Source organism: Pseudomonas sp. NY11955 (assembly GCF_048068035.1).
Lineage (GTDB): Bacteria > Pseudomonadota > Gammaproteobacteria > Pseudomonadales > Pseudomonadaceae > Aquipseudomonas.
Map to the genome: position 1 here is coordinate 214,502 of NZ_JBLUPS010000002.1, position 20,986 is coordinate 235,487.

At 63.2% G+C, this 20,986-nt stretch carries 20 protein-coding genes; 11 read left to right on the top strand and 9 right to left on the bottom strand.

All coding sequences use genetic code 11. The annotated features are described in order from the left end of the window. The first annotated feature begins 5 nt into the window (after positions 1 to 5). The 6 genes from xerD to ACNFBR_RS04080 all read left to right on the top strand — a co-directional run bounded on the left by xerD (position 6) and on the right by ACNFBR_RS04080 (position 5,571). A complete protein-coding gene (gene xerD / locus ACNFBR_RS04055; protein ID WP_416733768.1) occupies positions 6 to 902 on the top strand; it encodes a site-specific tyrosine recombinase XerD in 897 nt (298 codons plus the stop codon). Between the two features lie 153 nt (positions 903 to 1,055). After that, positions 1,056 to 1,799 (top strand): thioredoxin fold domain-containing protein, encoded by a 744-nt coding sequence (locus tag ACNFBR_RS04060; protein ID WP_416733769.1) that lies wholly within the window; start codon positions 1,056 to 1,058, stop codon positions 1,797 to 1,799. An 83-nt stretch (positions 1,800 to 1,882) separates the two neighbouring features. Next, the gene (locus ACNFBR_RS04065) at positions 1,883 to 3,187 is read left to right on the top strand and encodes a homoserine dehydrogenase (protein ID WP_085673377.1); all 1,305 of its coding nucleotides are present in this window, start codon (positions 1,883 to 1,885) and stop codon (positions 3,185 to 3,187) included. A gap of 61 nt (positions 3,188 to 3,248) precedes the next feature. Then, on the top strand, positions 3,249 to 4,658 hold the full coding sequence (gene thrC / locus ACNFBR_RS04070; RefSeq protein WP_416733770.1) for a threonine synthase: 1,410 nt from the start codon (positions 3,249 to 3,251) through the stop codon (positions 4,656 to 4,658). Between the two features lie 132 nt (positions 4,659 to 4,790). After that, positions 4,791 to 5,210, top strand: coding sequence for a histidine kinase (locus ACNFBR_RS04075; protein WP_416733771.1), 420 nt, complete (start codon positions 4,791 to 4,793; stop codon positions 5,208 to 5,210). A gap of 79 nt (positions 5,211 to 5,289) precedes the next feature. Then, positions 5,290 to 5,571 carry a DUF3509 domain-containing protein gene (locus tag ACNFBR_RS04080; RefSeq protein WP_416733772.1) on the top strand — a complete coding sequence of 94 codons (282 nt, stop codon included), beginning with the start codon at positions 5,290 to 5,292 and terminating at the stop codon, positions 5,569 to 5,571. Positions 5,572 to 5,840: 269 nt separating this feature from the next. Here ACNFBR_RS04080 and ACNFBR_RS04085 read toward each other — a convergent pair whose 3' ends face one another. Further along, positions 5,841 to 6,716: a TIGR02285 family protein gene (locus ACNFBR_RS04085; protein WP_416733773.1), complete on the bottom strand. Its 876-nt coding sequence runs from the start codon at positions 6,714 to 6,716 to the stop codon at positions 5,841 to 5,843. A 20-nt stretch (positions 6,717 to 6,736) separates the two neighbouring features. Further along, positions 6,737 to 7,936 carry a CaiB/BaiF CoA transferase family protein gene (locus ACNFBR_RS04090; RefSeq protein WP_416733774.1) on the bottom strand — a complete coding sequence of 400 codons (1,200 nt, stop codon included), beginning with the start codon at positions 7,934 to 7,936 and terminating at the stop codon, positions 6,737 to 6,739. Between the two features lie 131 nt (positions 7,937 to 8,067). Between ACNFBR_RS04090 and ACNFBR_RS04095 the strand changes: the two genes are divergently transcribed. From ACNFBR_RS04095 to ACNFBR_RS04105, 3 genes are all read left to right on the top strand, one after another. Continuing rightward, entirely contained in the window at positions 8,068 to 8,610 is a 543-nt protein-coding gene (locus tag ACNFBR_RS04095; protein WP_003252169.1) for a YaeQ family protein, read from the top strand. Positions 8,611 to 8,618: 8 nt separating this feature from the next. After that, positions 8,619 to 10,328: a single-stranded-DNA-specific exonuclease RecJ gene (gene recJ, locus ACNFBR_RS04100; RefSeq protein ID WP_416733775.1), complete on the top strand. Its 1,710-nt coding sequence runs from the start codon at positions 8,619 to 8,621 to the stop codon at positions 10,326 to 10,328. A 439-nt stretch (positions 10,329 to 10,767) separates the two neighbouring features. After that, on the top strand, positions 10,768 to 11,874 hold the full coding sequence (locus ACNFBR_RS04105) for an NADH:flavin oxidoreductase/NADH oxidase (protein ID WP_416733776.1): 1,107 nt from the start codon (positions 10,768 to 10,770) through the stop codon (positions 11,872 to 11,874). 50 nt (positions 11,875 to 11,924) lie between these two features. Here ACNFBR_RS04105 and ACNFBR_RS04110 read toward each other — a convergent pair whose 3' ends face one another. The 7 genes from ACNFBR_RS04110 to ydcS form a co-directional block, all read right to left on the bottom strand. Further along, positions 11,925 to 12,257, bottom strand: a complete 333-nt coding sequence (locus ACNFBR_RS04110) for a type II toxin-antitoxin system HicB family antitoxin (protein WP_043203391.1) — start codon at positions 12,255 to 12,257, stop codon at positions 11,925 to 11,927. Further along, positions 12,254 to 12,508, bottom strand: a complete 255-nt coding sequence (locus ACNFBR_RS04115) for a type II toxin-antitoxin system HicA family toxin (RefSeq protein ID WP_416733777.1) — start codon at positions 12,506 to 12,508, stop codon at positions 12,254 to 12,256. Before ACNFBR_RS04115 ends, ACNFBR_RS04110 begins: the two co-directional genes overlap by 4 nt. 128 nt (positions 12,509 to 12,636) lie before the next feature. Next, positions 12,637 to 14,061: a gamma-aminobutyraldehyde dehydrogenase gene (locus ACNFBR_RS04120; RefSeq protein ID WP_416733778.1), complete on the bottom strand. Its 1,425-nt coding sequence runs from the start codon at positions 14,059 to 14,061 to the stop codon at positions 12,637 to 12,639. A 17-nt stretch (positions 14,062 to 14,078) separates the two neighbouring features. Beyond that, on the bottom strand, positions 14,079 to 14,885 hold the full coding sequence (locus ACNFBR_RS04125; protein ID WP_416733779.1) for an ABC transporter permease: 807 nt from the start codon (positions 14,883 to 14,885) through the stop codon (positions 14,079 to 14,081). After that, entirely contained in the window at positions 14,875 to 15,786 is a 912-nt protein-coding gene (locus tag ACNFBR_RS04130; protein ID WP_416733780.1) for an ABC transporter permease, read from the bottom strand. The genes ACNFBR_RS04125 and ACNFBR_RS04130 overlap by 11 nt, the downstream gene beginning before the upstream one ends. Position 15,787: 1 nt before the next feature. After that, positions 15,788 to 16,819 carry an ABC transporter ATP-binding protein gene (locus ACNFBR_RS04135; protein WP_416733781.1) on the bottom strand — a complete coding sequence of 344 codons (1,032 nt, stop codon included), beginning with the start codon at positions 16,817 to 16,819 and terminating at the stop codon, positions 15,788 to 15,790. 133 nt (positions 16,820 to 16,952) lie between these two features. Next, complete coding sequence (ydcS, locus tag ACNFBR_RS04140) at positions 16,953 to 18,104, bottom strand: putative ABC transporter substrate-binding protein YdcS (protein ID WP_416733782.1); 1,152 nt, start codon at positions 18,102 to 18,104, stop codon at positions 16,953 to 16,955. Between the two features lie 217 nt (positions 18,105 to 18,321). Here ydcS and ACNFBR_RS04145 point away from each other — a divergent pair, with 217 nt between their 5' ends. After that, positions 18,322 to 19,008, top strand: a complete 687-nt coding sequence (locus ACNFBR_RS04145) for a tellurite resistance TerB family protein (protein WP_416733783.1) — start codon at positions 18,322 to 18,324, stop codon at positions 19,006 to 19,008. A gap of 355 nt (positions 19,009 to 19,363) precedes the next feature. Continuing rightward, on the top strand, positions 19,364 to 20,986 hold the full coding sequence (locus ACNFBR_RS04150) for a methyl-accepting chemotaxis protein (RefSeq protein WP_416733784.1): 1,623 nt from the start codon (positions 19,364 to 19,366) through the stop codon (positions 20,984 to 20,986).

Consider the following 20,986-nt stretch of genomic DNA (forward strand, 5'->3'; position numbering starts at 1 on the left):
TTTTCATGCCCGCTCTCGACCACCCCCTGATCGACCAGTTCCTCGATGCCCTGTGGCTTGAAAAAGGCCTCTCCGACAATACCCGCGTGTCCTATCGCAGCGACCTGGCCCTGTTCAATGGCTGGCTGCAGGAGCAGGCTGTATCGCTGCCAGATGCCGGCCGTGAGCTGATTCTCGATCACCTGGCCTGGCGCCTCGATCAAGGCTACAAGCCGCGCTCCACGGCGCGCTTCCTATCTGGCCTGCGCGGTTTTTTCCGCTACCTGCTGCGGGAAAGGCTGGTGGCCATCGACCCGACCCTGCAGGTCGACATGCCGCAACTGGGCAAGCCACTGCCCAAGTCGCTCTCCGAAGCTGACGTCGAAGCCTTGCTGCAGGCGCCGGACCTGGGCGAAGCGATCGGCCAGCGCGACCGTGCCATGCTCGAAGTGCTGTATGCCTGCGGCTTGCGTGTCACCGAACTGGTCAGCCTGACCCTCGACCAGGTCAACCTGCGTCAGGGTGTGCTGCGGGTGATGGGCAAGGGCAGCAAGGAGCGCCTGGTGCCCATGGGCGAAGAGGCGGTGGTGTGGCTGGAGCGCTACCAGCGCGATGGCCGCGCCGAACTGCTCAACGGCCGCCCCAGCGACGTGCTGTTTCCCAGCCAGCGCGGCGAGCAGATGACCCGCCAGACCTTCTGGCACCGTATCAAGCATCATGCCCGGGTCGCCGGCATCGACAAGCCGTTGTCGCCGCACACCTTGCGCCATGCCTTCGCCACGCACCTGCTCAACCACGGCGCTGACTTGCGTGTGGTGCAGATGCTGCTGGGCCACAGTGACCTGTCGACCACGCAGATCTATACCCATGTCGCCAAGGCCCGCCTGCAGCAGTTGCACGCGCAGCATCACCCACGTGGATGAATGTTTTTCATGTTCCGCCGACCGGTCCTTGCAAGCCCCTTCACCGGCAGCGTGATGTGGTAGGCTTGAGCGGTTTGCACCAAGGGCCGCACGGTCACCGCGTATTTTCCGCAGGTGGCGCCCTCCGGCCCCTGTCCGCCTTCAGGAGTTCCCATGCGCGTGACCCAGTTTTTCGCCGCCGCCGCGTTGGCGCTGGCCAGTACCTTTGCCGTTGCCGCGGCAACCGACAGCAATGCCGGTGCCGAGCAGGCCATCCGTAAATCGTTGCAGAACCTTGAGCTGGAAGTACCGGTGGAAAGCGTGGCCAGCAGCCCGCTCAATGGCCTGTACGAGGTCAAGCTGCAAGGCGGCCGCGTGCTGTATGCCAGCGCCGACGGCCAGTTCGTGATGCAGGGCTACCTGTTCCAGATCCAGGACGGCAAGCCGGTCAACCTCACCGAAAAAACCGAACGGCAAGGCATCGCCAAGCTCATCAACGGCATTCCAGCCGCCGAAATGGTGGTTTATCCTGCCAAGGGCGAGACCAAGTCGCACATCACCGTGTTTACCGACACCACCTGCCCGTACTGCCACAAGCTGCACGCCGAAGTGCCCGAGTTGAACCGTCGCGGTATCGAGGTGCGCTATGTCGCCTTCCCGCGCCAGGGCCTCGGCTCGCCGGGTGACCAGCAGTTGCAGGCAGTCTGGTGCTCCAGCGACCGCCGTGGGGCGATGGACAAGATGGTCGAAGGTGAAGAGATCAAGGCCGCCAAGTGCGCCAACCCGGTCAGCAAGCAGTTCCAGCTGGGCCAGTCGATCGGCGTCAACGGCACGCCGGCCATTGTCCTTGAAAGCGGCCAGGTCATTCCGGGCTATCAGCCGGCACCGCAAGTTGCCAAGCTGGCACTGGCCAAGTAATCCAATTCAGTACGCCGTCGTCATGGGGTGACGGCATGTTTCACGGTCGGCAAACGTGTCGGCCGTTCAATGGGGAGTTCACAGTGAAACCGGTCAAAGTAGGCATCTGTGGGTTGGGGACCGTCGGTGGCGGAACCTTCAATGTACTTCAGCGCAACGCCGAGGAGATTGCCCGCCGTGCCGGGCGCGGTATTGAAGTGGCACAGATCGCCATGCGCTCGCAGAACCCGAACTGCCAGATTACCGGTACCCCCATTACCGCTGATGTGTTCGAAGTTGCGAGCAACCCGGAGATCGACATTGTCATCGAGCTGATCGGTGGCTACACCGTGGCCCGCGACCTGGTGCTCAAGGCCATCGAAAACGGCAAGCACGTGGTCACCGCCAACAAGGCGCTGATCGCCGTGCACGGTAACGAAATTTTCGCCAAAGCCCGCGAGAAGGGCGTCATCGTTGCCTTCGAAGCGGCCGTGGCCGGTGGCATCCCGGTGATCAAGGCCATCCGCGAAGGGTTGTCGGCCAACCGCATCAACTGGCTGGCCGGCATCATCAACGGCACCGGCAACTTCATCCTCACCGAAATGCGTGAGAAGGGCCGTGCCTTCCCGGACGTGCTGGCCGAGGCACAGGCGCTGGGCTATGCCGAAGCCGACCCGACTTTCGACGTCGAAGGCATCGATGCCGCGCACAAGCTGACCATCCTGGCGTCCATCGCGTTCGGTATCCCGCTGCAGTTCGACAAGGCCTACACCGAAGGCATCACCCAGCTGACCACGGCAGATGTGAACTATGCCGAGGCGCTGGGCTACCGCATCAAGCACCTGGGTGTGGCCCGTCGCACCGCCGAAGGTATCGAGCTGCGCGTGCACCCGACGCTGATCCCGGCCGACCGCCTGATCGCCAACGTCAACGGCGTGATGAACGCCGTCATGGTCAACGGTGACGCTGCCGGTTCCACCCTGTACTACGGCGCGGGCGCTGGTATGGAGCCTACCGCTTCGTCGGTGGTCGGTGACCTGGTCGACGTGGTTCGCGCCATGACTTCCGACCCGGAAAACCGCGTACCGCACCTGGCCTTCCAGCCAGATTCGCTGTCGGCTCACCCGATCCTGCCGATCGAAGCCTGTGAAAGCGCCTACTACCTGCGCATCCAGGCCAAGGATCACCCGGGCGTACTGGCCCAGGTGGCCAGCATCCTCTCGGAGCGTGGTATCAACATCGAGTCGATCATGCAGAAAGAAGCCGAGGAACAGGACGGCCTGGTGCCGATGATCCTGCTAACCCATGGTGTGGTCGAGCAGCGCATCAACGATGCCATCGTCGCCTTGGAAGCCCTGCAGGATGTAGTCGGCAAGGTCGTGCGCATCCGCGTCGAGCAGCTCAACTAAGAACATTATTGCCGTTGGGCCGCCAGCGCGGCCCCGGCCCCAGCATCGAAGGTTTGCACCCATGCGCTATATCAGTACTCGCGGCCAGGCACCGGCCCTGAATTTCGAAGACGTGCTGCTGGCCGGTCTGGCCAGCGACGGCGGCCTGTACGTGCCGGAAAACCTGCCACGCTTCACCCAGGAAGAAATCGCCTCGTGGGCCGGCCTGCCGTACCACGAACTGGCCTTCCGGGTGATGCGCCCGTTCGTCGAAGGCAGCATCGCCGATGCCGACTTCAAGAAAATCCTCGAAGAAACCTACGGTGAGTTCGCCCACGCGGCGGTCGCCCCGCTGCGCCAGCTGAACAGCAACGAATGGGTACTGGAGCTGTTCCACGGCCCGACCCTGGCGTTCAAGGACTTTGCCCTGCAACTGCTCGGCCGCCTGCTCGACCACGTGCTGGCCAAGCGCAACGAGCGTGTGGTGATCATCGGCGCCACCAGCGGTGACACCGGTTCCGCGGCCATCGAAGGCTGCCGCCGTTGCGACAACGTCGACATCTTCATCCTGCACCCACACCAGCGTGTGTCGGAAGTGCAGCGTCGGCAGATGACCACCATTTTCGGTGAGAACATCCACAACATCGCCATCGAAGGCAACTTCGACGACTGCCAGGAAATGGTCAAGGCCAGTTTCGCCGACCAGTCGTTCCTCAAGGGCACCCGCCTGGTGGCCGTCAACTCGATCAACTGGGCGCGGATCATGGCCCAGATCGTCTACTACTTCCACGCGGCGCTGCAGTTGGGCGGCCCAGCGCGCTCGATGGCGTTCTCGGTACCGACCGGCAACTTCGGCGACATCTTCGCCGGCTACCTGGCGCGCAACATGGGCCTGCCGATCAGCCAACTGATCGTCGCCACCAACCGCAACGACATCCTGCACCGCTTCATGAGCGGCAACCAGTATGTCAAGGAAACCCTGCACGCGACCCTGTCGCCGTCGATGGACATCATGGTCTCGTCCAACTTCGAGCGCCTGCTGTTCGACCTGCACGGTCGCAACGGTGGGGCGATTGCCGAGCTGATGGCCAACTTCAAGCAAGGTGGTGGCTTCAGCGTCGAGCAAGACCGCTGGACCGAAGCGCGCAAGCTGTTCGACTCGCTGGCGGTGACCGACGAGCAAACCTGCGAGACCATCGCCGACGTGTTCGCCGCCACCGGTGAAGTGCTTGACCCGCATACCGCCATCGGCGTCAAGGCTGCCCGCGAGTGCCGCCGCAGCCTGGACACGCCGATGGTGGTGCTGGGCACCGCACACCCGGTCAAGTTCCCGGAAGCGGTGGAGAAGGCCGGTGTGGGCAAGGCGCTGGAACTGCCTGCGCACCTCAGCGACCTGTTCAGCCGTGAGGAGCGTTGCACGGTACTGGCCAATGACCTGAAGGCTGTACAGGGCTTTGTCAGCCAGCATGGCAACCGCGGCAAGCCTCTCTAAGCATTGCCGTAGCCTGGGGCCGCACCGCGGCCCCAGGTTTTCGGAGCTTTCCCACGATTACCTCTGAAATGTCCTATTCAGGCTGCTCGGTGCAACGCCTAAATTAGTCGGTCCTCCCACCAGGAGCGGCTCATGCATAAGACCTACGTGTTGATTCATCAGGCTCGCCCATCCCACCAGATCCTCCTGCACCAGGCACTCAACGCACATGGTGTCTTCGATGTGCGCATCAGCGAAAACACCGGTGACCTTGATGCCTGCCTCGGCGCTGAACGGCGTCCCGACTTGCTGATCCTCGATCACGCCATGCCAACCCGGGCCGGCCTTGCCTTGCTCGGCCAGCAACACCCGGCGCGTGCATTGCTGTTCGTCGGCCAGCCCACGCTCAATCATCACGATCTTGCCCAGGAGGCCAGAGATCGCGGTATGTGGGTGCTCGCCGAGCTGCCCTGGCCACTGTCGATGCCACGTCTGCAGCATGCCCTGCAAGCACTGCAGGTGCGCCCGAGGCGGCGTATTCAAACTGTCACGTCGGCCCCGCATGCTCACTGAAACAGCCGCGGTGCAACGAACTTTGCGCTGCGCCTGTTGGTCAGTTCCTTTAGATCCCACCACGCAGCGAGTGATCCGGATGGAAAGAATCTGCAGCCTGCTCAACGACGCCCTAGCCCCCTATCAGGCCCACCTCGGCATCGCCGATGCCAGCGGTAATCGCCAATTGACCGTTCATGACCGCCTCGCCGGTATTACCTTGCGGCGTACGGTCAGCGAGCGCCAATTGCAGGAGCAACGCCTGTTGATCGATCTGGTGGATGGCCTGCACCGTGATCTGCAGATAGCAGAGGGGCGTTTGCAGCCTTGTGTGATCGCGGCATTGCAGCAGCGTCAGCAACCCCATGGAACCTTTGCCTGAGTGGCCTATCAGACACAGTAGAGGCAGTCAGCCAGTGCTTTGCTCCGGCGCTGGCAAGGCTGTCACGGGAAGTCCCCAAGGGCTTTCGCTTGGCCCCGGGCGTTCTCCCCAGCGTCCGGGGTTTCTTTTTTATCGGTCCACACATACCCCCGGTAGGAGCAGCCTTGTGCTGCGAAAGGGCCAATGCAGCTTAAGAATTTCGTGTGCAATGCGGGCCCTTTCGCAGCACAAGGCTGCTCCTACACAGCGACTGCGCATGCCAGCTGGATTCATCTGTTTTCGAAGAAGTGGCGGCTTTCCTGCAGATAGTCTTCCTGCAACGCCGGGTCCAGCCAGCGCGCATACAGCGCTGGCAACACATCCCGGCGCAGCGCAGGCAACAGCTGATCGATGTGCGCAATCGCTTCGCGGCCTAGCGGGTTGTCCGAGCACCCCACATGCAGAAACTGGTAGCGCTCCACCCCCTGTACAGGGTGAAACTGGTAATCAGCCAGTGAACCGCCTTGCTGCTGGATCAGGTAGCGCACCTCCGGCCAGTAGCCGAGCACCAGGCGCAGGCGCCCCAGTTGTTGCATCTGCAGCAGGTTGGCAGTGGCGTCGTTGCCATAATGGCGACTGAGCGCGGTGTCGGGGAGCTGGCGCAGAATGGCGTCGATCTGCGTGCCGTAGCTGCGTTCGGCGACAATCCCCAGCTTCAGCGCGTTGTTGCTCAACAAACCATGCAGGTCCACCTGCTGGCCGTCGAGGTAGGGCGCCAGCAGCGCCTGGTTTTCCTTGCGCAGTACCAGGCCGCCGCTGACCACGCCCAGCGATGGCATGGAAAAACGCACATATTCGGCCCGTTCCGGGGTCCATAGCAGGGTCGGATCGCAGGTAAAACTGTTGCGGTCTTGCAGCATCTGCAGGCCGCGGGCGCGGTTGACCCGCACGATGCTGTGGTCGTACTCGGGCATCTGCCTGATCAGCAGCGGCAGCAACTGGTCGATCACCCCTTGGCCTTTTTCCGTGCCTTCGAAAATGGTGAACGGCGGCAGGTCACGCACCAGCCAGAGGATGCGCTCCTTGGCGCTGGCTGGCTGCAGCAGCAGTGCGGGCAACAGCCCACACAGCAGGATCAGGTGGCGTAGGCAGCGGGCCGCGCGCATGAAACCGGGCCGCGCCAGGGTCAGACCGTGCCTGCTGCGCGCAGGCTGGCAATGGCCGCCGCGTCGTAGCCCAGGCGGGCGAGCAGTGCCTCGGTGTGCTCGCCAAGGGCCGGGCCGACCCATTCGCTGGAACCGGGGGTGTCCGACAGCTTGGGCACGATGCCGGGCATGCGAAATGGCTTGCCATCCGGCAGCTTGGCTTGCAAGAACATTTCGCGCGCCAGGTACTGCGGGTCGTTGAACATGTCTTCGGCAGAATAGATACGGCTGGCCGGCACTTCGGCGGTAGTCAGCACCTGCATCAGCTGCTCCAGCGGCAGGCTGTTGGCCCAGCGGTCGATCACCCCGTACAGCTCGTCACGGCGCAGGTCGCGGCCGTCGTTGCTGGCCAGGGTTGGGTCGTCGGCCAGGTCGTCACGGCCGATTGCCTGCATGAAGCGCTTGAAAATTGCATCGCCGTTGGCGCCGATCTGCACATGCTTGCCGTCGGCGCTGGTGTGGATGGAGGAGGGCGTAATGCCAGGCATGATGTTGCCGGTGCGTTCGCGGATAAAACCGAACACATCGAACTCCGGGACCATGCTTTCCATCATGGCAAAGATCGCCTCGTACAGTGCCACGTCCACCACCTGGCCCTGGCCGCCATTGACTTCTCGGTGGCGCAACGCCATGAGTGCGCCGATCACTCCCCACAGGGCGGCAATCGAGTCCCCGATGGAAATGCCCGTGCGCACCGGTGGGCGGTCGTCAAAACCGGTGATGTAGCGCAGCCCGCCCATCGACTCGCCCACCGCGCCGAAGCCCGGCTGGTCCTTCATCGGCCCGGTCTGGCCAAAGCCCGACAGGCGCACCATCACCAGGCGCGGGTTCAGCGCATGCAGTACATCCCAGCCCAGGCCAAGTTTTTCCAGCACACCCGGGCGAAAGTTCTCGATCAGGATGTCGGCCTCGGCCAGCAGGCGCTTGAGGATCTCGCGGCCCTCGGGGTGCTTGAGGTTGAGGGTGAGCGACTGTTTGTTGCGGGCCTGCACGAACCACCACAGTGACGTGCCCTCGTACAGCTTGCGCCACTTGCGCAAAGGGTCGCCGCCATCGGGTGATTCGACCTTGACCACCTCGGCGCCGAATTCGGCACAGATGCGCGAGGCGAACGGCCCGGCGATCAGGGTGCCGAGTTCGACAACTTTAAGGCCGGCGAGGGGTTTGCTGGGCGTCGACATGGGGCATCCGTGGCAGTTGGGCAGTGCCGTGGTTTTATCACACGTCGGTTTCGCCGGGTACTGCTGCGGCGCATGGAAGGTGCGGATGGGTTAGACTGTGCCACTTTTCTTTTGCACGAAGCCCGTCGACCATGGCCCAGCCGTCCACCACCTACAAGTTCGAATTGAACCTCACCGACCTTGATCGCAACGTCTACGAAAGCGTCAAGCAGACCATCGCCCGCCACCCTTCGGAAACCGAAGAACGCATGGCCGTTCGTCTGTTGGCGTACGCGCTCTGGTACAACGAGAACTTGTCGTTTGGCCGCGGCCTGTCGGATGTCGATGAGCCGGCGCTGTGGGAAAAGAGCCTGGACGATCGCGTGCTGCACTGGATCGAAGTCGGTCAGCCCGATGCCGACCGCCTGACCTGGTGCTCGCGGCGTACCGAGCGCACCAGCCTGCTGGCCTACGGCAGCCTGCGGGTGTGGGAAGGTAAAGTGGTGAGTGCGGTCAAGAACCTGAAGAACCTGAGCATTGCCGCTGTGCCGCAAGAGGTGCTGGAAACCTTGGCGACCGACATGCCGCGCAGCATCAAGTGGGACGTGATGATCAGTGAAGGTACGGTGTTCGTGACTGACGACCGTGGCCAGCATGAAGTACAGCTGCAGTGGCTGCTGGGTGAGCGTGGCTGAAACAACCCATGCGTATCGAACCTCGCCCTCTGCCGCCGACCCTGCCATTTCTGGGTAACCTGCCACCCTTGCTGACCCGCCTATACGCTGCGCGCGGCGTGCAGAGCGAGGCCGAGCTGGACAAAAGCCTGGCGCGCCTGCTGCCCTACCAGCAGCTCAAGGGCATCGAGGCCGGCGTGGACCTGCTGGTCGAAGCCCTTGACCAGCGCCAGCGCATCCTCATCGTCGGCGACTTCGATGCCGACGGTGCCACCGCCAGCACCGTCGGGGTGCTGGGCCTGCGCCTGCTGGGCGCTGCCCATGTCGACTATCTGGTGCCCAACCGCTTCGAGTATGGCTACGGCCTGACCCCGGAAATCGTCGAGGTGGCGCTGCAACGCCAGCCGCAGTTGCTGATTACCGTGGACAACGGCATTTCCAGCGTCGAAGGGGTGGCGGCAGCCAAGGCTGCCGGGCTCAAGGTGCTGGTCACCGACCACCACCTGCCGGGTGAACAGTTGCCCGACGCCGATGCCATCATCAACCCCAATCAGCCAGGTTGCGGCTTCCCGAGCAAATCGCTGGCCGGGGTAGGGGTGATCTTCTATGTGCTGATGGCCTTGCGTGCGCGCCTGCGCAGCCTTGGGCGCTACGAGACACAACCACAGCCGAACATTGGTGAGCTGCTCGATCTGGTGGCGCTGGGCAGCGTCGCCGATGTGGTGCCGCTGGATGCCAACAACCGCATCCTGGTGCACCAGGGCCTCGAACGCATCCGTGCCGGCCGCGCCCGTCCGGGGCTGAAGGCAATTCTCGAAGTGGCCCGCCGCGATCACCGGCGTATTACCTCGACCGACCTCGGTTTCATTCTTGGCCCTCGGTTGAACGCCGCCGGGCGCCTGGACGACATGAGCCTGGGCATCGAATGCCTGCTGTGCGAAGACGCGGCCTTGGCCCAGGACATGGCCCAGCAGCTGGACGATCTGAACCAGGACCGCAAGTCCATCGAGCAGGGCATGCAGCGCGAGGCTTTGGCGCAGCTCAAGGACCTGCCGGTCGAATCGATGCCCTATGGCCTTTGCCTGTTCGATGCCGACTGGCACCAAGGTGTCATCGGTATTCTGGCTTCGCGCCTGAAAGAGCGTTATCACCGTCCCACCATTGCCTTTGCCGATGCCGGCGAAGGTATGCTGAAAGGCTCGGCGCGCTCGGTACCGGGCTTCCATATCCGCGATGCGCTGGATGCCGTGGCGGCTCGTCATCCGCAACTGATCAGCAAATTCGGCGGCCACGCCATGGCGGCGGGGTTGTCGTTGCCTGAAGGCAATTTCCCGGCGTTTGCCGAGGCGTTCGATGAAGAAGTACGGCGCCAGCTACGTGAAGAAGACCTGACTGGCCGGCTGCTGTCCGATGGCAGCCTGGCTGTGGAGGAGTTCCACCTCGACCTGGCCAAGGCCTTGCGCCACGCCGGGCCGTGGGGCCAGCACTTCCCCGAGCCGCTGTTCCATGGCGTGTTCCAGCTGGTAGAGCAGCGCGTGGTGGGCGAACGGCACCTGAAGGTGGTGCTCAAGAGCGAATGCGGTTCGGTGCGGCTGGACGGCATTGCCTTTGGTATCGACCGCGAGGTGTGGCCGAACCCGACGGTGCGCTGGGTCGAGCTGGCCTACAAGCTGGACGTGAACGAGTTTCGTGGCAATGAAAGCGTGCAGTTGATGATTGCCCACATGGAGCCGCGCTGAGGCGTTCGCTGAGGCGTTCGCTGGGCTTGCCTTGATTTTTGCAGTGTGGCGGAGATCGAGCGCCGCCCGCGCGGCGCATCGCGAGCAAGCTCGCTCCTACGTTTGTTTCGGGCCAGTCAATCCTGTGGCAGGCGCGCGCGACCGCCTTGTTGGTACGACGCGATGTCGAGCCAAGCGCCAAGGCGTTCGCGCGCAAATCCCCGAGGCAGAATTGGCCCGAAACAAACGTAGGAGCGAGCTTGCTCGCGATGCGCCGCGCGGGCGGCGCTCGATCTCAAAGGCGACATCACTCTCAAGGCATGCACCCCATACCCCCAAAATCCTGCGAGCCCCCACCACTCATTCTGGTCTAGTCTGAAGTTATGGCCGGACCTGGGCCAGGGACGTGCAATTGAGTGCCCGGGCCGGATCACCATTGGAGTCCTTGGGAGGTGCCCTCATGAGCCTGCTGCTCGAGCCTTACACCCTGCGTCAGCTGACCCTGCCCAACCGCATCGCCGTCTCGCCGATGTGCCAGTATTCCGCTATCGATGGCCTGGCCAACGATTGGCACCTTGTTCATTTAGGCAGCCGCGCCGTCGGGGGTGCGGGCCTGGTGATCACTGAAGCCGTGGCGGTCACCGCCGATGGCCGCATCACTGCCGAAGACCTTGGCTTGTGGGATGACGCGCAGATCGCCCCGTTGCAACGCATCACGCGCTTCATCACTGCCCAAGGCGCCGTGCCCGGTATCCAGCTGGCACACGCCGGGCGCAAGGCCAGCACCTATCGCCCATGGCTGGGCAAGCAGGGTAGTGTGAAGCTCGAAGACGGCGGTTGGCAGCCGGTGGGCCCTTCGAAGATCGCCTTCGACCCGCAGCACACAGCGCCACGCGAGCTGACCGAGGACGAAATCCAGGGTGTGATCGCCGCCTTCGTCGCCTCGACCGAGCGCGCCTTGAAGGCCGGTTTCAAGGTGGTGGAAGTCCATGCTGCCCATGGCTACCTGTTGCACCAGTTCCTCTCGCCGCTGAGTAACCAACGCCGTGACGAGTACGGCAGCTGCTTCGAAAACCGCATTCGCCTGACCTTGCAAGTGGTGGAGGCCGTGCGCAAAGCCTGGCCGGCCGAGTTGCCATTGTTCGTGCGGGTATCGGCAACCGATTGGGTCGAGGACGGCTGGAACCCGGATGAAACCGTCGAACTGGCCCGCCGTCTGCGGGGGTTGGGTGTAGACCTGATCGACGTGTCCTCCGGCGGTACCTCGGTCAACGCCGAAATCCCCACCGGTCCGGGCTATCAGACCCGCTTCGCCGAGCGCGTGCGCAAGGAATCGGAAATCGCCACCGGCACCGTGGGCATGATCACTGAACCTGCCCAGGCCGAGCATATTTTGCGCACTGGCCAGGCCGACATCATCTTCCTCGCCCGCGAACTGCTGCGCGACCCGTACTGGCCGCTGCATGCCGACGACGACCTGGGCGGCAACAAGGCCACCTGGCCGGCGCAGTACCAGCGGGCGACCAGCCGAGCCAACCCGATTCACGAGTCGGATCTGCGCGATTGACCCAAGCCTTTGCGCGGTGGTTGTAGGAGCGGCCGTAATGGTCGCTCCAATCAGTTGTAGGCAGCCTTGCTGAGAATATCGCTCACCCATTGGTTGATGCTCTTCTCTGCCAGTTCCGCCTTGGCCGCCACGCTGGCGTGAAGCGTGGGCTCAAGGCGCAGGCTGAGTTTGCCGGAGTATGTTTTCTGCGGTTCCCGCCCGAGGCGTTCACATGTCTCAAGATAGTCGTCCACGGCCTCTTCGAATGCCTGGCGCAACTCACTGATCGATTCGCCATGGAAACCGATCACATCGCGAATACCTGCGACGTGGCCGATCAGCAACTGGTCTTCGTCGCTGTATTCGATACGAGCGGCATAGCCGCGGTAAGTCATGACATTCATGGTATTACTCCTGCCTGCTCGAGGAACTGGCGGGCGTCTCGCAGTTGGTAGGGCTTGGCGTGCCTATCAGGATGAGGGCGATGGAAGGTTGCCACTGCTCCATTAAGTTCAAAGCGAACCCGTGAGCCTCTACCTTCGATCACCCGGGCACCCACTGATACCAACAGTGACTCCAGTCGCGCCCATTCCAGCGTCCTGGGAACCGGCTTTTTCAGTACTGCATCAAGTGTGGCTTGCTGATGATTGTTCATGGTATCAGATTATGATACCAGCAGCAGTGGCTCAATGGATGAACTGTAGGAGGGAGTGGATCGAGTTTGAAGGAAATATCTGAGATGGTGACCGAGGGAACGCAAAGCCCCTCGGTCAACACAATCGCTTAGTGCTTGATCATCACATGCCGCACACAGGTGTAGTCTTCCAGCCCATACATCGACATGTCCTTGCCGTACCCCGAGTGCTTCTGCCCGCCGTGGGGCATTTCGCTGACCAGCATGAAATGGGTGTTCACCCAGGTGCAGCCGTACTGCAGGCGCGCCGCCAGGCGGTGGGCGCGGCCGGTGTCGCGGGTCCATACCGATGAGGCCAGGCCGTAGTTGGAATCGTTGGCCCATTCCAGCGCCTGCGCTTCGTCGGTAAAACGGGTGATCGACACTACCGGGCCAAACACTTCGTTGCGCACGATCTCGTCGTCCTGCAGGGCATCCGCCAGCACGGTTGGCTCGAAGAAGAAGCCCTCTCCATCGATCGCCTTGCCACCGGTTACCAGCCGAATGTGCGGCTGGGCGATGGCTCGCTGCACCAAGCCTGCGACCTTGTCACGGTGCTGGGCACTGATCAGCGGCCCCAGCTCAGTGTCCTCGGCCTCCTGCAGGCCGGGCTTGAGGCTGGCGACGGCTTCACCCAGGCGTTCGACGAAGCGTTCGTAGATACCGTCCTGCACATACAGGCGGCAGGCTGCGGTGCAGTCCTGGCCGGCGTTGTAGAAGCCGAACGTGCGGATGCCATCGATGGCAGCGTCGATGTCGGCATCGTCGAACACCAGCACCGGGGCCTTGCCACCCAGTTCCATGTGCATGCGTTTCACACTGTCGGCAGTGGCGCTGATGATGTGCGCGCCAGTAGGGATCGAGCCGGTCAGCGACACCATGCGCACCTTGGGGTGGTTGACCAGCGGGTTGCCAACCGTCTGGCCGCGACCGAAAAGGATGTTCAGCACGCCTGGTGGCAATAGGTCCTGGGCCAGTTCGCCCAGGCGCAATGCGGTTAGCGGGGTCAGCTCGGAGGGCTTGATTACCACGGTGTTGCCAGCGGCCAGGGCCGGGGCAATCTTCCAGGCCAGCATCATCAATGGGTAGTTCCACGGGGCAATCGAGGCCACCACGCCCAGCGGGTCGCGGCGGATCATCGAGGTGTGGCCTGGCAGGTATTCACCCGCTGCCGAACCGCCCAGGCAGCGCGCCGCACCGGCGAAGTAACGGAACACATCGGCAATCGCCGGGATTTCGTCATTCAGTGCGGCACTCAGCGGCTTGCCGCAGTTCTGCGATTCCAGCCGGGCCAGCTCATCGCCATGGGCTTCGATGGCATCGGCCAGCGCCAGCAAGGCTTGCGAGCGGTCCTTGGGGCTGGTTTGCGACCAGCTGTCGAAAGCCTGGTCGGCAGCGCGCACGGCGCTGTCCACCTGGGCCTCGGTGGCTTCGTTGATCTGCGCCAGGGCGCTGCCCAGCGCCGGGTTGAGCACGGTCCAGGCTGGGCCTTGGCCAGCGACCAGTTGGCCATTGATCAGCATCTGCGTTTGCATCGGGGGCTCCTCCAGGGTCATTTGCCACTGCCCGCGACGCTTTCGCCGCCCCGGGTCAGGTAATAGGCGCCAAGAATCGGCAGCATGGTCACCAGCATCACCAGCATGGCGACCACGTTGGTCACCGGTACGTCACGCGGGCGGCTGAGCTGGTTGAGCAGCCAGATCGGCAGCGTGCGCTCGTGGCCGGCGGTAAAGGTGGTGACGATGATTTCGTCGAACGACAAGGCAAAGGCCAGCATGCCGCCCGCCAGCAGCGCCGAGCCGAGGTTGGGCAGGATGATGTAGCGGAAGGTCTGCCAGCCGTCGGCACCCAGGTCCATCGAGGCTTCGATCAGGCTCTGCGAAGTACGCCGCAGGCGGGCAATCACATTGTTGTAGACGATCACCACGCAGAACGTGGCATGGCCAACCACGATGGTGAACACTCCAGGCTCTATCCCCAAGGTCTTGAACGCTGAGAGCAGGGCGATACCGGTGATGATGCCGGGTAGGGCGATGGGCAGGATCAGCATCAGCGAAATGCTCTCCTTGCCGAAAAAGCTGCGCCGGTACAGCGCCGCCGAAGCCAGTGTGCCAAGTACCAGGGCGATCAGCGTGGCGAGGCAGGCCACCTGCAGCGACAGCTTGATCGCTTCGAGCACATCAGGCCGGGCGAAGGCCACACCGATCCACTTCAGGGTAAAACCCTTGGGTGGGAAGCTGAACGCCGCGTCTTCGGTGTTGAAGGCGTACAGGAGGATGATCAGGATCGGGAAGTGCAGGAACAGCAACCCGCCCCAGGCCGCCAGGCGCAGCCCCGCAGACGCTTTTTCAGAGTGCATCGAAGGCCCCCAGGCGCTTGACGATGGACAGGTACACCGCGATCAGCACGATGGGCACCAAGGTGAACGCGGCGGCCATCGGCATGTTGCCGATCGCCCCTTGCTGGGCATAGACCATGCTGCCGATGAAGTAGCCGGGTGGGCCGACCAGCTGCGGCACGATGAAATCGCCCAGGGTGAGCGAAAAGGTGAAGATCGAGCCGGCGGCGATGCCGGGGATCGACAGCGGCAGGATCACCTGCACGAAGGTTTGCCCTGGCCGTGCGCCGAGGTCCGCCGAAGCCTGCAGCAACGACGGTGGCAAGCGCTCCAGCGAGGCCTGGATCGGTAGGATCATGAACGGCAGCCAGATGTACACGAACACCAGAAAGCGCCCCAGGTGCGAAGTCGACAACGTGCTGCCGCCCACGCCCGGCACGGCCAGCACCGCCTGCAACAGGGCATCCAGGTGCAACAGTTGGACGAACCACTGGGCCACGCCGCCCTTGGCCAACAGCAGGGTCCAGGCGTAGGTCTTGACGATGTAGCTGGCCCACATCGGCATCATCACCGCGATGTAGAAAAACGCCTTGGTCTTGCCGCTGGTGTAGCCCGCCATGTAGTAGGCGATGGGGAAGGCCAGCACCGCGCTGGCCAGCGATACGGCCACCGCCATGCCCAGGGTGCGCAGGATGATGTCGAAGTTCGACGGGTTGAACAACGCGGCGAAGTTACCCAAGGTCAGGTCCGGGGTGACCGCCATGGTGAAGTCGTCGAAGGTATAGAAACCCTGCCACAGCAGGTTCAACAGCGAACCCAGGTAAATCGCACCGAACCAGGTCAGCGGTGGGATCAACAGCAATGCCAGGTACAGGTTGGGGCGCCGGTACAGCAGGTTGGACAGGCCGCGCAGTGTGCTCATGTCAGCGGCCCTCGGTTTCCTGCAGCACCGTCATCGCTTCGCGGGGCCAGTGCGCCTGCAGCCGTTGCCCAGGCTGCCAGGCCTGCGCCTGTGTCTGCCAGCGGTCGTTGGCCTGGCTGACGGCCAGCAGTTGGCCGTTGTCCAACTGCAGCTCGTAGCGGGTGGCGCTGCCCTGGTACTGGATATCGCGCAGCAGGCCGCTTACCTGCACTTCGTGGCTGGTGACCACAAGGTCGCCCAGGCGGATGTGCTCGGGGCGGATGGAGAACGGCGCCGGGCTGCCGTTGAGCTGCATGGCCAGCTCGCCACGCACCACGTTGGAGGTGCCGACGAATTCGGCGACGAAGGTGGTGGCGGGTTTCATGTACAGATTGCGCGGGGTGTCGACCTGTTCGATACGGCCGCGGTTGAACACGGCGACCCGGTCGGACATCGACAGCGCTTCGGTCTGGTCGTGGGTGACGAAGATGAAGGTGATGCCAAGCTGGCGTTGCAGCTTTTTCAGCTCGCCTTGCATCTGTTCGCGCAATTTCAGGTCCAGCGCGCCCAGCGGCTCGTCCAGCAGCAATACCCGAGGCCGGTTGACCAGCGCCCGGGCCAGGGCCACGCGCTGGCGCTGGCCGCCAGACAGCTGCGCCGGCTTGCGCGCGCCGTAGCCGGCCAGGGCCACCATGGCCAGGGCCTCTTCGGCGCGGCTGTGGCGCTCGGCCTTGGCCACGCCTTTTACCTTCAGGCCATAGGCGATGTTGTCCAGCACATTCATGTGCGGGAACAGGGCGTAGTCCTGAAAAACCGTGTTGACGTCACGTTGGTAGGGCGGCATGCCGGCCGCCTCTATTCCGTGGATGCGGATCGAACCACTGGAGGGTTGTTCGAAACCGGCGATCAGGCGCAGGCAAGTGGTCTTGCCCGAGCCCGATGGGCCGAGCATGGAAAAGAACTCGCCATCGATGATGTCGATGCTGACCTGGTCGACGGCCTTGACCTCGCCGAAGGTGCGGGAAACCTGGGTGAACTGGACGGCTAGGGGCATGCGTGGGCTCCGGGCATCAATGTTTCTCCTTTACTGGCCTCTTCGCGGGCGTGCCCGCTCCCACAGGTTGATCACCGCCTGTTGTGGGAGCGGGCGTGCCCGCGAAGAGGCCGGATCAGGCATTCAGGCAACCTCAGCGCCCACCCATGATCGCAATGTAGTCCTGGGTCCAGCGGCTATACGGCACGAACTTGCCCCCTTGAGCCTGTGGGGTTTTCCAAAATGCGATCTTGTCGAAATTGTCGAAGCCGTTGGTCTTGCAACCCTCGGCGCCCAGCAGTTCGCTGCCGGTGCACGCCGCCGGCACCGCCGGCAACGAGCCGAACCAGGCTGCCACGTCGCCCTGCACCTTCGGCTGCAGCGACCAGTCCATCCACTTGTAGGCGCAGTTGGGGTGCTTGGCCTCGGCATGCAGCATGGTGGTGTCGGCCCAGCCGGTTGCGCCCTCCTTGGGAATGGTCGAGGCCACCGGCTGGTTCTCGGCCTTCAGGCCATTGACCATGTAGCCCCAGGAGCTGGAGGCAACCACACCTTCGTTCTTCACATCGCTCATCTGTACCGTGGCGTCATGCCAGTAGCGGTGGATCAGCGGTTGCTGCTGGCGCAGCAGCTCCAGTACGGCCTTGTATTGCGCCTCGTTCAGCTCGTAGGGGTCCTTGATGCCCAGCTCCGGCTTGGCCGACTTCAGGTACAGCGCAGCGTCGGCGATGTAGATCGGCCCGTCATAGGCCTGCACGCGCCCTTTGTTCGGCTTGCCGTCGGGCAGGTCCTGCGGCTGGAACACCACGCTCCAGCTGGTCGGCGCCTGTTTGAAGGTATTGGTGTTGTACAGCAGTACGTTCGGCCCCCACTGGTAGGGGGTGCCGTATACCTGCTTGTCGACCACGTACCAGCCACCGTTCTGCAGGCGCGGGTCGATGTTTTTCCAGTTGGGGATCAAAGCCGTGTTGATTGGCTGCACGCGCTTGCCGACGATCAGCCGCAGCGAGGCATCGCCCGAAGCGGTCACCAGGTCATAGCCGCCCTTGGTCATCAGGCTGACCATCTCGTCCGAGGTCGCGGCGGTTTTCACGCTGACCTTGCAGCCGGTTTCCTTTTCGAAACCGGTCACCCAGTCATAGGCTTTGTCGCTTTCACCGCGCTCGATGTAGCCCGGCCAGGCGACGATGTCCAGGCGCCCCTCGCCGGCCCCCAGGGCCTTGGGCGGTTCGGCGGCCTGCAGGCTGGCGCTGGCCAGCACGGCGCCAGTCATGGCGCCGAGCAATGCGGTCTTGTGCACTGACATGGTGTTCCCTCTTCTTGGCGATCTTGTTCGGGGCAGTCATCAAGCAAGCAGTGAAGCAATCGTTATAAGCGTAGTGCGCGGGTGCGAGGTATTGGCGATATCGAGTCTAGTTGGCTTTTTGCCAGCTAACGCAACATCTGGAAGCAAATCCCTGCATGGCGAGTGCTGCACCAAGCCTTACTCTGGCGCATGAATCTTCTTGCGTGGAGTCATGCGAATGAATACCCGGGGCTTGCTTGATCAACTCCTGAAATCCGGCCAGCAACTGCTCGAAAAACAGGGCGGTGGCAACAAGCCTGGCGGCGCTTCCAGTGGGCTTGGCGGTTTGTTGTCCGGCGCAGGTGGTGGCCTGTTGGGAGGGGGCGCTCTGGGCGTATTGCTGGGCAGCAAGAAGGCCCGTAAGTACGGCGGCAAGGCCCTGACGTACGGTGGCCTGGCCGCGCTGGGTGTGTTGGCTTACAAGGCCTACGGCAACTGGCAGGCCAACCAGCGGATGGCTGCAGCCGAGCCGCAAACCGTCGACCGCCTGCCGCCAGCCCAGGCCGAGCAGCACAGCCAGGCGGTGCTGCGGGCACTGGTGGCGGCGGCCAAGCCCGATGGCCATATCGACGAGCGCGAGCGGGCGCTGATCGAGGGAGAGTTCACCCGCCTGGACAGCGACCGCCAATTGCAGCATTGGCTGCATGCCGAACTGAACAAGCCGCTGGACCCGGCCGAAGTGGCCCGCGCCGCGCAAACGCCGGAGATGGCCGCCGAGATGTACCTGGCCAGCGTGATGATGGTCGACCAGGAAAACTTCATGGAGCGTGCCTACCTGGATGAACTGGCCCGCCAGCTACGCCTGGACCCAGGCTTGCGCCAGGAACTGGAGAGCCAGGTGCGGGTAGCCGCTGGGCAGTTGTAGGGCCTGTCATAAGACAGTAAGCGCTTATCAGATCGAGCGCCGCCCGCGCGGCGCATCGCGAGCGAAGCTCGCTCCTACATTTGTCTCGGGCCATTTATGCCTGTGGGATTTGCGCGCGAACGCCTTGGCGCATGACTCGATATCGCGTCGAACAAACCAGGCGGTCGCGCGCGCGGGCACAGGTGATACTGGCCCGAAACAAATGTAGGAGCGAGCTTCGCTCGCGATGCGCCGCGCGGGCGGCGCTCGGTGTAACAGGCACCAAATTCCTAATGGCAAACACATCAAATCTGTAAGGCCTCTGGGCTATACTTCGGCGATTTTCCCGCTCGTTGTGAATTCCTGAGGGCTGAATGTGAAAAACTGGACCTTGCGCCAACGGATCCTGGCAAGTTTCGCCGTGATCATCGCCATCATGCTGCTGATGATCGTGGCCGCCTACTCGCGGTTGGTGACCATCGAAACCGCCGAAGAGGCGGTTGGGACCGACAGCATTCCCGGGGTCTACTACAGCTCGATGATCCGCAGTGCCTGGGTCGACAGCTACGTCACCAGCCAGCAACTGGTGGGCCTGTCCAACCACCGTGAAATCACTTCAGCCGACATGGAGCTGTTCAAAAGCTTCGAGGACCGGCTCAAGCAACACATGGCCAGCTACCAGGCCACCATTCAGGACAAGGACGACCAGACCCGCTTCGACAGCTTCGTGCAGCTCGAAGAAAACTACCTCAAGATCGTCAGCCAGGTGCTGGATACCTACCGCCAGCACAACTACGCCGAAGCCGAACGGCTGATCGTCGAGGTGCTGACCCCGGCCTGGGTGGATGGGCGCAAGCACCTGAATGAAGTGATCGAGAACAACCGGGCTTCTGCCGACGCCGCCACCAACGAGATCGTCAGCGCCGTCAGCACGGCCAAGGGCAGCATGGTGGTTTCGCTGCTGCTGGCAATCGTCGCTGCCGGCATCTGCGGCCTGCTGTTGATGCGTGCCATCACCGCGCCCATGCAACGTATCGTGCATGCCCTCGACAAGCTGCGCTCGGGCGACTTGAGCATGCGCCTGAGCCTGGACCGCAAGGATGAGTTCGGTGCCATCGAAAGCGGCTTCAACGAAATGGCCGAAGCACTGGCCAACCTGGTGGCCCAGGCGCAGCGCTCGTCGGTGCAGGTGACCACTTCGGTCACCGAAATTGCCGCCACGTCCAAGCAACAGCAGGCCACCGCCACCGAAACGGCCGCCACCACCACCGAAATCGGCGCCACCTCGCGAGAAATCGCCGCCACTTCCCGTGACCTGGTGCGCACCATGACCGAAGTGACGACAGCCGCCGACCAGGCTTCCAGCCTGGCAGGCTCCGGTCAGCAAGGCCTGGCGCGTATGGAAGAGACCATGCACCAGGTGATGGGCGCCGCCGACCTGGTCAATGCCAAGCTCGGTATCCTCAACGAAAAAGCCAGCAACATCACCCAGATGGTGGTCACCATCGTCAAGGTTGCCGACCAGACCAACCTGCTGTCGCTCAACGCCGCCATCGAAGCGGAAAAAGCCGGCGAATATGGCCGTGGCTTCGCCGTGGTTGCCACCGAAGTGCGCCGCCTGGCCGACCAGACCGCCGTGGCCACCTACGACATCGAGCAGATGGTGCGCGAGATCCAGTCGGCCGTGTCGGCCGGGGTCATGGGCATGGACAAGTTTTCCGAAGAAGTGCGCCGCGGCATGTTCGAAGTGCAACAAGTGGGCGAGCAGCTCAGCCAGATCATTCACCAGGTGCAGGCCCTGGCGCCACGTGTGCTGATGGTCAACGAAGGCATGCAGGCTCAGGCCACCGGTGCCGAGCAGATCAACCAGGCGCTGGCCCAGCTCAGCGATGCCAGCACTCAGACCGTCGAGTCGCTGCGCCAGGCCAGTTTTGCCATCGATGAGCTGAGCCAGGTGGCCGCCGGCCTGCGTGGCGGCGTGTCGCGCTTCAAAGTCTGA

Coding starts and splice junctions, on each gene's coding strand:
- xerD (WP_416733768.1), top strand. CDS start 6: ATGCCCGCTCTCGACCACCCCCTGATCGACCAGTTCCTCGATGCCCTG.
- ACNFBR_RS04060 (WP_416733769.1), top strand. CDS start 1,056: ATGCGCGTGACCCAGTTTTTCGCCGCCGCCGCGTTGGCGCTGGCCAGT.
- thrC (WP_416733770.1), top strand. CDS start 3,249: ATGCGCTATATCAGTACTCGCGGCCAGGCACCGGCCCTGAATTTCGAA.
- ACNFBR_RS04075 (WP_416733771.1), top strand. CDS start 4,791: ATGCATAAGACCTACGTGTTGATTCATCAGGCTCGCCCATCCCACCAG.
- ACNFBR_RS04080 (WP_416733772.1), top strand. CDS start 5,290: ATGGAAAGAATCTGCAGCCTGCTCAACGACGCCCTAGCCCCCTATCAG.
- ACNFBR_RS04085 (WP_416733773.1), bottom strand. CDS start 6,716: ATGCGCGCGGCCCGCTGCCTACGCCACCTGATCCTGCTGTGTGGGCTG.
- ACNFBR_RS04090 (WP_416733774.1), bottom strand. CDS start 7,936: ATGTCGACGCCCAGCAAACCCCTCGCCGGCCTTAAAGTTGTCGAACTC.
- ACNFBR_RS04095 (WP_003252169.1), top strand. CDS start 8,068: ATGGCCCAGCCGTCCACCACCTACAAGTTCGAATTGAACCTCACCGAC.
- recJ (WP_416733775.1), top strand. CDS start 8,619: ATGCGTATCGAACCTCGCCCTCTGCCGCCGACCCTGCCATTTCTGGGT.
- ACNFBR_RS04105 (WP_416733776.1), top strand. CDS start 10,768: ATGAGCCTGCTGCTCGAGCCTTACACCCTGCGTCAGCTGACCCTGCCC.
- ACNFBR_RS04110 (WP_043203391.1), bottom strand. CDS start 12,257: ATGAATGTCATGACTTACCGCGGCTATGCCGCTCGTATCGAATACAGC.
- ACNFBR_RS04115 (WP_416733777.1), bottom strand. CDS start 12,508: ATGAACAATCATCAGCAAGCCACACTTGATGCAGTACTGAAAAAGCCG.
- ACNFBR_RS04120 (WP_416733778.1), bottom strand. CDS start 14,061: ATGCAAACGCAGATGCTGATCAATGGCCAACTGGTCGCTGGCCAAGGC.
- ACNFBR_RS04125 (WP_416733779.1), bottom strand. CDS start 14,885: ATGCACTCTGAAAAAGCGTCTGCGGGGCTGCGCCTGGCGGCCTGGGGC.
- ACNFBR_RS04130 (WP_416733780.1), bottom strand. CDS start 15,786: ATGAGCACACTGCGCGGCCTGTCCAACCTGCTGTACCGGCGCCCCAAC.
- ACNFBR_RS04135 (WP_416733781.1), bottom strand. CDS start 16,819: ATGCCCCTAGCCGTCCAGTTCACCCAGGTTTCCCGCACCTTCGGCGAG.
- ydcS (WP_416733782.1), bottom strand. CDS start 18,104: ATGTCAGTGCACAAGACCGCATTGCTCGGCGCCATGACTGGCGCCGTG.
- ACNFBR_RS04145 (WP_416733783.1), top strand. CDS start 18,322: ATGAATACCCGGGGCTTGCTTGATCAACTCCTGAAATCCGGCCAGCAA.